The following is a 14074-nucleotide window of genomic DNA, read 5'->3' on the forward strand; positions in this document are numbered from 1 at the left end:
CTGTGGATACTGATTCCACAGCATTCAGGGCAAATCAATTGCCTACATGACTCGTCAGAGGAGCGCACAACCGCTCCTCTGAGCCTGGAGCTTAATACGTGTCAGTCAGCACTGCCGGTCAGCAGTGTTCTTGTCGCCGCAGTAACATCCTCTTTACGCATCAGGCTTTCGCCGACAAGGAAGGTAGTAATGCCGGATTTTTTGAGTCGTAGGCAATCGTTATGGTTGCCGATGCCACTTTCACCGACCAGCAGCTTGCCTGCGGGCACCATGGATGCCAGTCGCTCGCTTGTGCCGAGGTCTACTTCGAAGGTATGCAGGTTACGGTTATTGACACCGAGCAGCGGGGAGGACAGTTTGAGCGCACGCTCCATTTCATGTTCGTCATGCACTTCTACCAGGACGTCCATCCCCAGCGTCATGGCCGCACTTTCAAGTTCGGCAGCCAGGTCATCACTCAATGAGGCCATGATCAGCAATATGCAGTCCGCGCCCCAGGCACGTGCCTCATACACCTGATACGTATCAAACATGAAGTCTTTTCGTAACACAGGAAGGGCGCAAGCGTTTCGCGCATCGATGAGAAACTGCGGCGAGCCCTGGAAGCTTGGCGTGTCGGTCAGAACGGATAAACAGGCGGCGCCACCGGTTTCATAAGCCTTCGCCAGTTCAGGAGGGTTGAAGTCTTCGCGAATCAGACCTTTTGATGGACTGGCTTTTTTGATTTCTGCAATTAAGCCTATCAGACCCTGCTGCTCCTTTGCTTTCAGTGCTTTATAAAAACCGCGTGGGCTGGACTGTTCGAGGGCACGCTGTTCAAGGCGGCTGAATGGCAAGTCAGCTTTCGCCGCCTCTATTTCTTGAAGTTTGTAATGTTTTATTTTGTTTAGAATATCACTCATGACAGTCACTCATATTAGCGGGCAGTTTATTACGTTAATCCCTGTGGTGCTTGACGCAAGAACGCTCATCCTTGCCCTCTGGCAACATTCAAACCAGACTACCTTCACTGACCGACAAATAACAATTAAATTTAATTTATCAATCTTTAAATATCATGCACTCTAAATATATCATAATGGATTATGATGTAAACCCAGAGCATACGCTCCTCGGTAATGTACTCCTTCATTGAAGCCAGGCGACCAAGATGGCAAAACAACATCAACTTACCGTTGCAGCCTGGATATAGCGTACTGTCTCAAAAATAAAGTCTCTAATAAAAGCTTTCTTTGCGTGCTCGTTGATTACACCCCTGGCGGCCAAGAGCAGCGACGAGGCCGGCAGCATCGTGGCGATCTTGCGCGCGCTATGGTGGGCAACCAAAGGGCAAACGTTTCCAACTGACGATGCGAGGTGACAGGTGTCTCAAGAACAGTTCATACAGATGCTCGATGAAAGCTACCGACATTGGACCGGCCACGGACTGCCGTCCCCTCGGCAACTGGACTCGCAACAACGCCTCACCTGGCTGCATACACAAGCTCCCTATAGCCTGTTGGCCCACGATGGCGCCACGGACCCGCGCTTTACCTACGTGAACGAATGCGCGCTGCAATGCTTCAAGTACCCGCGCGACAGTTTCATCGGCATGCCCTCACGTTTCAGCGCCTCGGAGCTCGATCGTGCTCAGCGTCAGGTATTGCTGGAGCAAGTCACCGCCAATGGCATCGCTGAGGGCTACAGCGGCTGGCGAGTGGATGCGAATAATCAACCGTTCATGATCTACGCAGGTGTGGTGTGGACCTTATTGAATTCGCAGGGCCAGGCGTGCGGGCAAGCCGCGTTGTTCTGGCCGGATGAGCAGCGTATTGGCGTTGTGGATTAAGGTTTTTCGGAATGGTTGTCTGCTCATGCTCGAGCAGACAACCTGACCAACCACCTTGTCCAGAAGCATCACCCCACGCTCCATCCTGCCGATTCGATGACGCAGAAGTCCCCGCTTTCCAGTGCAGATTTATCCCCCGTCAAACGTCCGATCACCTCAAACTGGTCGTTTCATTCATGGCTGCGCCCGTGCTCTGGAATCAACTGACTTTGTACACGCCTGAAGCACCGCGCCTCCAATCAAAGCGCTGTCTCGCACCGTTTATCCGGGTCGATTGCGCAGCTGTGGTCGAACTCTTGTTGAACTCCGGCCAAACTCGACCTTCCCCAAAAGTGCTTCTTTCCAGACTTTCCGGATGCGGGTAAAAAGACACCACGATATGCGATTTGCGCCTCAGGGCAGCCATCGGATACGGGCTTTTTAACAGCGCCAACCGATACATTGCGATCCACCCCAAACCCCGCCTCGGCGGGGTTTTTCATTGGGCGAAATACAAGGAGACCCGTGCAAATGTTGAAAGACTACCGATGCGGACAGTGCAAGAAGCTGCTGGCTCGCATGGGTGACTACACCGAACTCCAAATCAAGTGCCCCCGCTGCGGGACGCTGAATCATGTGAAGGCCGCGAGCCTCGAGTTATCGCCTTTGAGCGAAAGAGGTACAGCAGCGTCGCTGCTGCCTCCCAAAGCTATTTAAAGGTATCAATTATGTCCAATAGCAGCTCTGCTGTAATCCAGCACAAAAATAGTCCTCTAGCAGGTAACATCAAATACGCTCCCACTGTCTGGTCCCGCGCCGATGCGCTGAAGGTCAATGAAAATGATCCGACCACCACGCAGCCACTGGTCAGTGCGGACTTTCCTGTCATGAGTGATACGGTATTCATCTGGGACACCATGCCGCTGCGCGAACTGGATGGCACGGTGGTTTCGGTCAACGGCTGGTCGGTCATCCTGACCCTGACGGCTGACCGTCACCCCAATGATCCGCAATACCTCGACGCCAATGGCCGTTATGACATCAAGCGTGACTGGGAAGATCGTCATGGCCGTGCACGCATGTGCTACTGGTACTCGCGTACCGGCAAGGACTGGATCTTTGGTGGTCGCGTAATGGCCGAGGGTGTATCGCCCACCACCCGAGAGTGGGCGGGCACCCCCATACTGTTGAATGACAAAGGCGATATTGATCTTTATTACACCTGCGTCACACCCGGCGCAGCGATCGCCAAAGTACGTGGCCGTATTGTGACGTCCGATCAGGGCGTGGAGTTGAAAGACTTTACCCAGGTCAAAAAGCTGTTCGAGGCCGACGGCACCTATTATCAAACCGAAGCGCAGAACTCGACCTGGAACTTTCGCGACCCCAGCCCGTTCATTGATCCCAATGACGGTAAGTTGTATATGGTGTTTGAAGGCAACGTCGCCGGTGAACGCGGTTCGCACACAGTAGGGAGTGTCGAACTGGGTCCTGTGCCACCAGGTCATGAAGACGTGGGAGGGGCCAGATTCCAGGTAGGTTGTATCGGCCTGGCGGTCGCAAAAGATCTCACGGGTGAAGAGTGGGAAATACTTCCGCCCTTGGTGACAGCCGTCGGCGTGAACGATCAGACCGAGCGCCCGCACTATGTCTTTCAGGACGGCAAGTATTACTTGTTCACCATCAGTCACAAGTTTACGTATGCCGATGGTATTACAGGACCAGACGGTGTCTACGGTTTTGTCGGCGAACATTTGTTCGGCCCGTACCGGCCAATGAACGCTTCCGGCCTGGTGCTCGGCAATCCGCCCGAGCAGCCTTTCCAGACGTATTCCCACTGCGTCATGCCGAACGGCCTGGTGACTTCATTCATCGACAGCGTGCCCACCGAAGGTGAGGATTATCGTATCGGCGGCACCGAGGCGCCGACGGTGAGAATCCTGTTGAAGGGGGATCGCTCGTTCGTGCAGGAAGAATATGACTACGGTTACATTCCTGCGATGAAAGACGTGCAACTGAGCTGACACGCCGTCCACGTACGATGCCTGAAGAACGCCTGTGCAAGCAGGCGTTCTTCAGGCGTTCAGCCCAGCAACTCGCTCATCGCGATGATCTGCTCGGCCATGGTTACCTACCAGCGTCTTGGAAGGTGTCGTACTCGTTAATGAACAGGCATTTCAAAATGCCCATGCATGGACAGCGTATTTCGTTTCCTCAGACCCCAGCACAAAGGAGAAGCCGCAATGGCGACCGCGAAGAAAAATCTCAAGGCGACTTGGGTCGCAACCGTTACGAATCTTGACTGGCCGTCAGTCTCATCTCTGGCCATCACTGATGAGGCTGTACGTGTCAGTACACAGAAAGAAGAGTTGACCCGCATTCTTGATGACATTGTGTCCATGAAAATGACTGCGGTTATATTCCAGGTTGTTCCCTGCGCAGATGCATTCTACGCATCAGACCTGCTTCCATGGTCGAAATACCTGACGGGGACGCTCGGGAAAAATCCCGGCTTCGACCCACTGGCTTATGCTGTTGAGCAGGCACACGCTCGTCATATTGAGCTGCACGCATGGGTGAACCCGTACCGCGTATCAATGAACACCAGTGATGCCACAATAGAAGAGTTGAATAACTCATCCTCTGACTCGCCGGCCAGTGTGTTTAAACTGCATCCGGAATGGACAGGAACATCAGCGAAGCGCTTTGTGCTCAATCCCGGCATACCTGAAGTTCAGGCGTGGGTGAGTCGTATTGTTGAAGAAATTGTCACTCGATACGATGTTGATGCCATTCAGTTCGACGATTACTTTTATTATGAATCCGCAGATTCCCTGCTCAATGATGATGCGACCTACCAGACCTACAATACGACCTTTACCACAAAGGCCGACTGGCGACGGAATAACACGTATTCGCTGGTTGATGCATGCCATAAAAAAATAGCCGCCGTTAACACGGATGTCTTGTTTGGTATCAGTCCGGCAGGCGTCTGGCGGAATAAATCTAACGACCCGCTGGGGTCTGATACGCAGGCCGGTGCACCTAATTACGATTTCGCGTATGCAGACACGCGAAAATGGGTCATTGACGGCATCATTGATTATATCGCCCCGCAGGTCTACTGGCCGTTTGCCCGGGAGGTTGCCCGCTATGACGTCATCACACAGTGGTGGGCGGATACCGTGAGGGGTACCGGCACAGCGTTATATATTGGTATGGCTCTGTATAAAGTGGGAACGGCATCAGCAGCCGAGCCCGACTGGACGGTTGAGGGAGGCGTGCCTGAAATGACCCGTCAGCTTGACCTGAATGATTCTCTGGCTGAGGTGTCCGGGTGCATGTTTTTTCGACATATATTTCTGCGGGCCTCACAGACTCAGCAGGTGGTTGACTACCTGAAGCGTCGCTGGACCGACGTCTAATTTTTTGTTGGGCTTCTGCGCAATGGGGAAGCCCTTGTAATAAGGCTTTTTTAAAATGGATTTCGCCCGCTCAATACAGGCAATATTGGCTCAACCGTTCGTTGAAATCGTCCTCAAGTTTCCATTCTTGAGAGATGCGCAACGGATGTCATGGTGAATTTTCCTGGCAGCTGGATATAGACGTAGCTCCACGACTAGACGCTCCATGAAGATTATTTATTTTTCCACGTGGTAGACACCGGATTTGTGACGGTATTTTTTTCCTGGGTATAAGTGCCGTTCTGCTGGGCAAGGGCCTCGCCGGTACCAACAATCGCGTTCTGGATGAATATATTTTGCTTGTCTCCACGAACGAACGTCAACTGATGAAAGGCCGTTTTATTCCCCCAGTCGCTAGAAGGCAGAGAAATGAAACGCACAGTGAAAGTTTCCTCATCTACATTGCCCTCTATGGAGTAAACGCCATAGTGGTTTTCACCCTGCGAAATCAGTTTGTAAGTGCCATTATCGTAGTAATAAATTTCGGCATCGGGGAACGGTTTTTTGTCGTACATTTTACGGTAATGCAGCACTTGCTTAATGGTGGGCTGGCCGAAGCTAACCGTCAGTTCTTTACCATCCACCGAGGTGGTCAGTCCTTCGGCGTGAGCACCGTTCATGAGCATTAGCAGACTTGTGGTTACCGTTGTGATTAATTTCACTTCACTTTTCCTCGTCTGATTCTATGGATGACGTTGCATCAACGTACTGAGACTGTTACCTACGTTGGCAATGTTACAATTTTCGGGTATGTACTGCATACCATTTATGAACTAGCCAGCCTGCGGCTGCCAAATGCCCATCGCGTAGCATCAGGAAACCGCGTGGTCCATCAGAGCTACCACAGAGCTGCGCTTTAATATGACAACTGCAATACATCATAAAGCCCACCTATCCTCATTGCTCACTTCGCTGAGAATGAATGTATGCGACATATAGGCCCCGAAATGCTGGAACTGGCCGGATGGGTCGGCAGGTCAGGCTAATCAACTGCGTTAGAGCTTTGTAGACTTACTCAATCTGCCATTATCGGCCGATGTATAGCGCTGCCGAAGGACACCTTTTCTGTTGGACTCAAAGCGAGTGCTCTTGAGTCCTGATCTTCAACCCTGATACAGCTGGGCGAAAATGGTCGGGGTAACCTGAAGGGTAAACAGCGGCAGACTGTGCCGGTGATACTCAGCCAGGCAGAACAAGAAGAGTGCAATCAAATCACGCGCAGCGACCAGCACCGATTCGCAAGACTGGGCGCACTGCGTCAACCCTTGGCTGAAGACACCGTCGACCAGCAGCTGTGGCAGATGCTCATGGACAATCGCGCTTTGGCCAGCGATCCCATTCCCGCGCGCATCCATACCAGAGACACCACAAGCCGCATGAAGCGGGTGCTCGAACAATCGGGACTGAAGGTGGCAGTGCTTCGTGCATCGGTGGACACCGCCAGGCGCGAGTACTGGATCCTTGACCAGGTTGATCGAGGCGTCGACGTACTGATCACCAACCCGGAGCTCGTAAAAACAGGCCTGGATCTGCTCGACTTTCCAACCATTGCCTTCATGCAGACGGGTTACAACGTCTACACGGTGCAACAGGCGGCAAGGCGCTCATGGAGGATCGGACAGAAGCAGGACGTCCGGGTGATCTTTTTCGGCTACATCGGCAGCTCGCAGATTACCTGCCTGCAGCTGATGGCCAAGAAGATCGCCGTATCGCAGAGCACTTCAGGGGATGTTCCAGAGTCCGGACTTGATTCGTTGAACCAGGACGGTGATTCTGTGGAAATGGCCCTTGCAAGGCAACTCATAAACTCGTAAAACAAGGCCATCTTCGGGTGGCCTTATTTAAAAAAACGTTGATTAAGTAAACTTTGAAATCAGACGGCGCTCGTCATTCCATAATCGGAACTGGATTCAAATTTATTGAAGCAAATTACAGAACTGAGTTTACTGATTAGTTATTCACACAATATCTCCACGAGTCATCTGAAGCTAAACATGAGAAAACATGCTTAAACATTTAATAACTATCGAGAGAAAATTAAGAATGGAGCATCACAGCACCGAGTATAACTAACAAAACGCCAGAAATTTGAATCATCCCCAAACGTTCCTTGAAGAAAAGAAATCCGAGAATTGCTGCGACCCCACCAGAAAGAGTACTGATTACCGTCACAATGGAAACAGACCCGAGAGCTGTTCCCCAAGAGAAAGCGGAAAATCCGCCGAGATTAAGTAGACTTGTGGCGATCAACAAAAAACAACTTCTAGGTCTCGGTATTCTTAGGCCATTCTTCACATTAATCATCATGAATAGAAGAATAGTAATACCGACAGCGTAGCTTAGCCATAGCATGGCAATGGGGCCTAAGTATTGGAGGGTAAACCTACCCTGAAGCCAAAAGCTTGTGCCATAAAGCATAGCTGCCAATATAGCAAAAAGAATAGATTTGCGAGTATGATTTCCAGGCTGAGCATCCGACTTAGGTTGTACACTCGATAAGATGACTCCAAAAACACATACAACTATAAACACCAACTGAAATACAGTTAAATACTCTCCACTTGCCCACGAAAGCAGTGTGGTGACAACACCGTACGACGTAACTACAGGAGCAACTATAGAAGCTTTACCAAGGGCAAACGCTTTAGATATAGCCAGCGCTCCAAGGACCGTAAACGAAGATGCAAGAAATCCAAAGAGCCATACATTCACAGAGACTGAAATAGCATTAATAATAACACTTGGAAAAAATAAGAGTAACGCGGTAGTTATGGTAAAACCCACCATTTGCCCAAAAAAAACTGCCCGCTTAACCCCAACGGCCCTAGCGTTCAACCCTACCAAAAAATCTGTTCCTCCCCACATCAATGCTGCCAACAACCCCATCAACACATCCATAAGATTTCCTTATCCCAACACAGTAAAAACGTTGACAACGAGCTCTAAGCTCGGAAAGGGCACTATTGTACAAGATTTTGTTTTTGCTGTCATTTCACTTGTCAAGTCTTTACAGAGCACCAAAGGAGCATGAATTTCCAAACCGCGTTAAAAGCTGCGGGGATATAGGTTGGCACGGTTGTGAGAAGTGATGACGATATAAAGGTTAGAAAGGGCGCAACAAGCCCAAAAAGCGCCCCCGCTATTGCATTAAATATTAGTGCAGAGTGAAGTTATCGCATAGCTTATACTAATCAATTTCTAAATTAAGGCGCAGATGCTTTATTAAGTACTCTACTGCAGCCTTGACTTTCAAAGACCCGTACTTGTTTTGATTATAGAGAAACCAAACAAACTCTTTCTCTCCGCCATCTATCAACTGCCAATCAACTAAAACAGGCACTACCAACCCCTCTCTTACCGCAGCCCTTGCATAAAGCCTTGGTAATGCCACAATTCCAAGATGACCTATCGCTGCATTGAGCGCAGCCTCATAATCATTAGCGCTATAGCGGCTAGAAACCTCAAACGAGCATGTACGATCATCGCTTTTAAAATGCCATTCTTTTTCGTCAACCCGATTGTTTATTTTGATGAAACTATGAAGAGCAAGTTTATCAACAGACGTAGGCAACCCGTGACACTCTAAGTACTGTGACGAAGCATATAGGCTTCGACGAACATCAGTAAGCTTCCGCGCAATAAAATTAGAAGGCGGAACCGCTGAGAGCTTAAGTATGATATCCATCTCAGTGTCAGTGTTATTATCACTCTCAGAAAAACCACTGAAGAAAGATTGTACGTCGATAAGAGGATACTGAGTTAAGAAGCTTGGAATAACCTCGCTAAGAGCGGGTATGAGGAGTCTAGGGGCGGCGATTCTTATAATACCTTTGGGCTCATTATGCAACTGCTCCTTAAGCTCAAAAATCTGAGAAGAACTCTCGAGGATCTTTTTGCAGAAATCATAAACTCTTTCCCCGTCATTGTTTAACCTCAGATGTCTAGTACTACGCTCTAGCAATCTGAGCGATAAAGCCCTCTCTAGCTTAGAAACTTGTCTACTTACAGCGGAAGCGGTGATGCCTAGCACGTCTGAGGCTTCGATAAAACTCCCTACCTCGACAACAATCGCAAAAGCTGCCATATACGGTAAAATGTCGATTTGATCCCTACGCATAAAATATCCATTGCACACAAAACAGGGACGAGCAGCGGTAGCGAGCGAAGCACGCTGAAATTTGCTCATAAATGGGGAGGCAGTTAAATAAGCGCAATTATCACTAGTTATTATTGTTATCTTGCTGGCATTATGCCTGCTGGTGAAGCTCGTTTGCATCGAGCAACAACCTGTATGACGATACCAAAATTCTGTTACCGCAGACATTAAAAGTTTAGAAATGGTAGCTTTGAGCGTGAGCACCCAGGGAGCCCAGGTGCTGTTATTGAAGGGTTTTAGGCTCTCTTATGCGAGGAATTTAATCACAGGCTTTGCACAGATGCTGCCCTTCCCATGCATATCAAATCGACAGCATCAAGGTGACAGCTTGCAAGTTATGTAACAGCTTCAGCAGGAGCTGATTGGCTTTTCCCCGCACGTTTGTACCACCAATTCAACACAGGAATAGTCATACCCGTTGAAACTAGAGCGAGAATCAGAAGCACGCTGTAAGTTGCTTGATTAACGACACCAATTTCCAAGCCAATGTTTAGCACCACGAGTTCGACCAGCCCTTTAGTATTCATTAGAACACCCACTTCGACAGAAGTGGATTTGGGCAATCCAACAATACGCGCGCCCAAATAACACCCTCCAAGCTTACCAATAAGACTTCCAACGAAGAATAGAAGCAGCCAAACCACAAGACTACCACTAAGACTTAATGAGGCTTGTATTCCAGAGTATGCAAAAAATACCGGCGTCAATGCTAAGCTACTAAATCCCCCTACAATTTTTTTCCAATTACCTTCTAAGCCTGGAACTCGACTTAATGTATAACCAGCCACTATAGCACCGGTGACACGGTTGAAACCCAGTGAGTCAGAGATTTCGGAGCAAAGAAGGCAATAGCTGAAGGCAATAGTTATCTGCGCAAAGGCTGGAAATCGGTCGCCATCTAACCACTTAAATTTACGAATAATGGGGCTAACTACGTAAAGAGATGTAACAATGAACGTTAAAAAAAGAATTCCGTTAATTGTAATTTGTTTAGTCGAGGTGTAGCCCGAGGCATACATAGCAGAAATCACTGCAACCCCTGCCCAAGCTACCATGTCCGAACAGACAGCAGAAGCTAGAGCAATGGATCCAGACGACTTATTGATGAATGTATTCTCCCTGATAATTCTTACCAAAACCGGAAGCGCAGTAATAGATAGCGCTAATCCGCAGAATAGAATAAAAGAGAAAAAAGGTTTTTCTGGAGCCATCACGGGTTTCGCAACGTAGGCCAATACGCATCCGATCGAGAACGAAAATACTATGCCAGCTACAGCGATGACAATTGGCGCATGTTTCTTAGCAATATTCTCTAAAGATGCTGGAGCATGCCACGCGACTTCAAACATCAGAATTATGACGCCTAGTTCGGCTAGTTCTTTCAAGTGCTGGCCTGGCGATCCGACGAATAAATAGTTGAAGAGCTCAGGTGAAACCCCACCAAGAACAGATGCACCTAGGAGGAGGCCTGATGCGATTTCACCAATTACTCGGCTCTGGCCCACTCTTTCTGCAATCGACCCCACGATTAAAGCTGTGATAAGCACAACAAATAATGATAACATCCAATGTGTCATAAGCTAAGCCCTTATATTCCTAGTAATACCGTGATTTCTCAAACCTTGTATATAATTTTCATATGTTCGTGCACCATCTTAGAATGCTGCATCAACGTTTCAGCATCATCGTGTAGCAAAAAAACAAAACCCCAAGTAGATAGAAAATCGTGAGTAGGCTCAATAATTTCAGCTTCGCTCACGATAATATTCATATCCTGAAATGAGGATAGCTTTTCAATTTCAGCCACACCCTCGATCCGATCGATTAAACCAGACTCAAAGTTAATAAGACAGCAAACACAGAAGTGTTTCTTGTACTCTACCGGCACACGAGGCACTCCGGCTAGACCAAGGTAAATATCGATATTGACCTGATAAAGATTTCTCCCAGTACACAGCTCTATCATTCTCGGCAAATCGGCGCCTGGTAATCGGCCGTTTTGCTCGATCAGCTGAATATCATCACCATCGACTTTGAGCTCGATATCATTTATTCCGTAATCTGCCTCAAGAGCCTTATTTACTCGCGTCGCGTAATCGAAAATCCTGCTGGAAAGATCATCATCAATCCGCACTGACCTGATGTTCTTGTATATACTTGGATTATTGTTTATTTGTATTTTTTCATATTCCGCTATACACAAAAGCTCCTTGTCATTTCCTTTGCCAAAGTTAGCAATCGCGACGCAGTACTCTTTACCAACGATATATGGCTCTATCAGCGCCTCTTTTTCGCCCGAATTAAAACTTTCATTGGTTGACTCAATCAATGAAAGAGCACGGTATATATCTCCAACATTATGGCAGACTTTAACGTTCTTACTTCCAGTCCCCTGAGTGGGCTTTACGACCACAGGAAACTGCGTGAAACTCAAGTCTGATTTGCGCGCGGTGTCCAACGACAGTGCTTCTACACCGGTAGTAGGCACATTGTTCAACTTGAGCGCTCGCTTCATTTCGAGTTTGCTATACCGCGCTTTCTGCGTTCTGACTGGGTTACCAGTCAACCCTAAGTGCTCAGCTAAAGTGTCGCAAAACTTTAGTGCCGAGTCGGAACCTGGCACTATAGCTTTAACGTTTTGCAACGATAGCTTCTCGATTGAATCAATCAGATTTTCCGAGAATATAACTTCTTGAAAATCGCTACTACTGAATAACCGATGAAGTCGTCCTGGAAATTTAGTTCTAGTCACCAATGCTACAGATGTGTAACCCTTCTGAAGGATTTCTAGACCATAACGACGTCCTGAGCTAACTGGATCTATGACTACAATAGCCCCCTTAGTCATAAGCCTATACTCCGAAGCTTACTGTACATATAGGTGTAGTATCTAACAGCAACATTGTACCTAACCATCACGCCAATCGAGAGCTCTTTAATAATCTCTTCCCCACATGACGAGTAGTGGTTCAAAACTGTCTCGTACCAAGCCTCGCTGTGATAGGTGTCAATCATTATGTGAGCTTTGTGATAAGCGATTACATCTTTTGGCAATCCAAGGCGCTCCATCGCGAAAGTTGTTGCACCAAACCGGGTTGGTGCTGAGCCTTCTACCAATCCCATAGCGCCTATAAGTCTTACGTTGTACTCCCTACGCGAGGCCCACATAAGCAGAATGTTACCATTCATCAAGCACTCTGTAGGCGGGACATCTATTGAGACCCCTGCGTTAGAAAGGACGACCCTCATATAGTCAGAAGATTGTCGAAACATGGTCGAGTGAACTAGACTGAAATTTCCATTACCCATTTCGTCCCAATAATTATTGCCCGCGACCATTTTGCATTGAATCGGCATTCCTAGTTGGGTAACGGCCATTAGGTCATCGAATGATCCGTCAACCATTTCCTCCATACATATGTAGAAAGCCACCTGTTCAAGTGTCGACTCGTTTTTTAAGAAATCGACAAAAAAGGCAATGTCATCATTTATTTTTTTCTCACAACTTAGATACCATTGTAGAAACTCATCCTTGGTTCTAGGAGGACGGAAATCACCCAGTAGATTTTCCTCTTGAATATTCCAACTATCCTCATAGCTTTCGGCTCGCGCCCTCATTTCATGTAGGCTTTTGGATTGCCCTGCCATGCCTGCTGGATCGCCTAGATTTTTACGATAATAGTCGGCAAGCAGCTGCTGATTCTGTCTTTGAGTGTTTTTCATTAATATGCCACCGCGGGAGGTTCTGTAGAACGGAGGTCGAATGCCAAGTCAGATGCACCGTGTTCATATAGTAATTCGAGCCTTTCATGTGCCTCTGATAAAGTTGGTATGTGCCCCTCAGGAACCCACCACAGAACAACCCTGGGATGCTTTATAGGCAAAAACCATTCTTTACCTCTCCGAATAAACTCTGCATGTGGAGTACGATACAAGAATGACTTGAGAGACTCTGTGTCTTGCCATAATGAAAGAGTGTAGGCAAAACCCTCCCCCCACAACTCTTGTACCAGCTTCTTGTCTTCGTATTTTTCTCGCCAGATGAATCCTGGCTGAGACTCCGCTAGTGAATTAACATAGTTTACCGACTCAGTAAAACCAACCATTTTGGGGTCGTCAAAGGGGTACCGTGCATGTACCAAATCAAACTGTGCTAGGTTCTTTTTTCTGGCTTGGTCCATTTTTGTATCTCGATAATATTTCGTTCAGGATCTCGAACATATAGGAACTCGCAAACTCCAACTCCCTTTACGTTTTGCTTGACTACCTTGCCAAGCATCCACCCCCCGTTCCTAACTACTTTTGCACAGATATCAACGAGGTCTTCGACTTCAAAGGCGAGATGGGTTATACCGCGTGAATTTGCATACGCCACCTCTCTGTTAACTCCTTCCATGTATTGGAATATCTCTAACGTAATTCCAGAGTCCTCACAGCCCGGAAGTGATAGATGTATACCTTCGATTATCGCGTCTGGGACCCCAGTACCACCAGAGACAGCATCGCCTGAAAGCTTTCTCACAGGACCTACCTGGTGGCATCCGAATACATTGCGATAAAACTTAGATAGTCTTTTCCAATCAGCACTTACGATGTTTGTGTGACTGAATCTGACTTTTTTACCGCGATTAAAACCGAACATTCTGG

Annotated in this window: 13 protein-coding genes and 1 pseudogene; 5 read left to right on the forward strand and 9 right to left on the reverse strand. The window is 48.0% G+C overall.

Annotation, left to right across the window (positions count from 1 at the left end; all coding sequences use genetic code 11):
* Positions 1-101: 101 nt before the first annotated feature.
* Complete coding sequence (gene trpC, locus JOE34_RS02530; RefSeq protein WP_003317813.1) at positions 102-902, reverse strand: indole-3-glycerol phosphate synthase TrpC; 801 nt, start codon at positions 900-902, stop codon at positions 102-104.
* Positions 903-1387: 485 nt separating this feature from the next.
* Here trpC and JOE34_RS02535 point away from each other — a divergent pair, with 485 nt between their 5' ends.
* The 4 genes from JOE34_RS02535 (at position 1388) to JOE34_RS02550 (ending at position 5232) form a co-directional block, all read left to right on the forward strand.
* Positions 1388-1828 (forward strand): MEKHLA domain-containing protein, encoded by a 441-nt coding sequence (locus JOE34_RS02535; protein ID WP_003347002.1) that lies wholly within the window; start codon positions 1388-1390, stop codon positions 1826-1828.
* 510 nt (positions 1829-2338) lie between these two features.
* Entirely contained in the window at positions 2339-2524 is a 186-nt protein-coding gene (locus JOE34_RS02540; protein WP_003317600.1) for a Com family DNA-binding transcriptional regulator, read from the forward strand.
* Between the two features lie 11 nt (positions 2525-2535).
* Positions 2536-3831: a glycoside hydrolase family 68 protein gene (locus tag JOE34_RS02545; RefSeq protein ID WP_032661026.1), complete on the forward strand. Its 1296-nt coding sequence runs from the start codon at positions 2536-2538 to the stop codon at positions 3829-3831.
* 219 nt (positions 3832-4050) lie between these two features.
* Positions 4051-5232, forward strand: a complete 1182-nt coding sequence (locus tag JOE34_RS02550; RefSeq protein ID WP_003392769.1) for a glycoside hydrolase family 10 protein — start codon at positions 4051-4053, stop codon at positions 5230-5232.
* 212 nt (positions 5233-5444) lie between these two features.
* Here JOE34_RS02550 and JOE34_RS02555 read toward each other — a convergent pair whose 3' ends face one another.
* Positions 5445-5897, reverse strand: coding sequence for a hypothetical protein (locus JOE34_RS02555; RefSeq protein WP_003392770.1), 453 nt, complete (start codon positions 5895-5897; stop codon positions 5445-5447).
* A gap of 729 nt (positions 5898-6626) precedes the next feature.
* On the opposite strand from JOE34_RS02555, the pseudogene JOE34_RS02560 reads away from it, so the two are divergent.
* Positions 6627-7085, forward strand: a pseudogene (locus tag JOE34_RS02560) (DNA topoisomerase III); the annotation flags it as partial.
* Between the two features lie 223 nt (positions 7086-7308).
* On the opposite strand, the gene JOE34_RS02565 reads toward JOE34_RS02560, so the two are convergent.
* The 7 genes from JOE34_RS02565 to JOE34_RS02595 form a co-directional block, all read right to left on the reverse strand.
* Positions 7309-8169 carry an EamA family transporter gene (locus tag JOE34_RS02565; RefSeq protein WP_122220601.1) on the reverse strand — a complete coding sequence of 287 codons (861 nt, stop codon included), beginning with the start codon at positions 8167-8169 and terminating at the stop codon, positions 7309-7311.
* A gap of 289 nt (positions 8170-8458) precedes the next feature.
* The gene (locus JOE34_RS02570) at positions 8459-9547 is read right to left on the reverse strand and encodes a LysR family transcriptional regulator (RefSeq protein WP_161421643.1); all 1089 of its coding nucleotides are present in this window, start codon (positions 9545-9547) and stop codon (positions 8459-8461) included.
* A 215-nt stretch (positions 9548-9762) separates the two neighbouring features.
* Positions 9763-11004 carry a cation:proton antiporter gene (locus JOE34_RS02575; protein ID WP_010405930.1) on the reverse strand — a complete coding sequence of 414 codons (1242 nt, stop codon included), beginning with the start codon at positions 11002-11004 and terminating at the stop codon, positions 9763-9765.
* A 38-nt stretch (positions 11005-11042) separates the two neighbouring features.
* The gene (locus JOE34_RS02580) at positions 11043-12275 is read right to left on the reverse strand and encodes an ATP-grasp domain-containing protein (RefSeq protein WP_024665703.1); all 1233 of its coding nucleotides are present in this window, start codon (positions 12273-12275) and stop codon (positions 11043-11045) included.
* On the reverse strand, positions 12272-13150 hold the full coding sequence (locus JOE34_RS02585; RefSeq protein ID WP_122220603.1) for an iron-containing redox enzyme family protein: 879 nt from the start codon (positions 13148-13150) through the stop codon (positions 12272-12274). Before JOE34_RS02585 ends, JOE34_RS02580 begins: the two co-directional genes overlap by 4 nt.
* On the reverse strand, positions 13150-13608 hold the full coding sequence (locus tag JOE34_RS02590; protein ID WP_003392787.1) for a DUF3291 domain-containing protein: 459 nt from the start codon (positions 13606-13608) through the stop codon (positions 13150-13152). The genes JOE34_RS02585 and JOE34_RS02590 overlap by 1 nt, the downstream gene beginning before the upstream one ends.
* Positions 13581-14069, reverse strand: a complete 489-nt coding sequence (locus JOE34_RS02595; protein ID WP_003392788.1) for a VOC family protein — start codon at positions 14067-14069, stop codon at positions 13581-13583. The genes JOE34_RS02590 and JOE34_RS02595 overlap by 28 nt, the downstream gene beginning before the upstream one ends.
* Between the last annotated feature and the right edge of the window lie 5 nt (positions 14070-14074).

Source organism: Pseudomonas sp. PvP028 (assembly GCF_017832255.1).
Taxonomy (GTDB): Bacteria; Pseudomonadota; Gammaproteobacteria; order Pseudomonadales; family Pseudomonadaceae; genus Aquipseudomonas; species Aquipseudomonas syringae.

What these genes read in the sequence shown, in the direction of transcription:
- trpC (WP_003317813.1), bottom strand. Translation starts at nt 902, where the DNA reads ATGAGTGATATTCTAAACAAAATAAAACATTACAAACTTCAAGAAATA.
- JOE34_RS02535 (WP_003347002.1), top strand. Translation starts at nt 1,388, where the DNA reads ATGCTCGATGAAAGCTACCGACATTGGACCGGCCACGGACTGCCGTCC.
- JOE34_RS02540 (WP_003317600.1), top strand. Translation starts at nt 2,339, where the DNA reads ATGTTGAAAGACTACCGATGCGGACAGTGCAAGAAGCTGCTGGCTCGC.
- JOE34_RS02545 (WP_032661026.1), top strand. Translation starts at nt 2,536, where the DNA reads ATGTCCAATAGCAGCTCTGCTGTAATCCAGCACAAAAATAGTCCTCTA.
- JOE34_RS02550 (WP_003392769.1), top strand. Translation starts at nt 4,051, where the DNA reads ATGGCGACCGCGAAGAAAAATCTCAAGGCGACTTGGGTCGCAACCGTT.
- JOE34_RS02555 (WP_003392770.1), bottom strand. Translation starts at nt 5,897, where the DNA reads ATGCTCATGAACGGTGCTCACGCCGAAGGACTGACCACCTCGGTGGAT.
- JOE34_RS02565 (WP_122220601.1), bottom strand. Translation starts at nt 8,169, where the DNA reads ATGGATGTGTTGATGGGGTTGTTGGCAGCATTGATGTGGGGAGGAACA.
- JOE34_RS02570 (WP_161421643.1), bottom strand. Translation starts at nt 9,547, where the DNA reads ATGCAAACGAGCTTCACCAGCAGGCATAATGCCAGCAAGATAACAATA.
- JOE34_RS02575 (WP_010405930.1), bottom strand. Translation starts at nt 11,004, where the DNA reads ATGACACATTGGATGTTATCATTATTTGTTGTGCTTATCACAGCTTTA.
- JOE34_RS02580 (WP_024665703.1), bottom strand. Translation starts at nt 12,275, where the DNA reads ATGACTAAGGGGGCTATTGTAGTCATAGATCCAGTTAGCTCAGGACGT.
- JOE34_RS02585 (WP_122220603.1), bottom strand. Translation starts at nt 13,150, where the DNA reads ATGAAAAACACTCAAAGACAGAATCAGCAGCTGCTTGCCGACTATTAT.
- JOE34_RS02590 (WP_003392787.1), bottom strand. Translation starts at nt 13,608, where the DNA reads ATGGACCAAGCCAGAAAAAAGAACCTAGCACAGTTTGATTTGGTACAT.
- JOE34_RS02595 (WP_003392788.1), bottom strand. Translation starts at nt 14,069, where the DNA reads ATGTTCGGTTTTAATCGCGGTAAAAAAGTCAGATTCAGTCACACAAAC.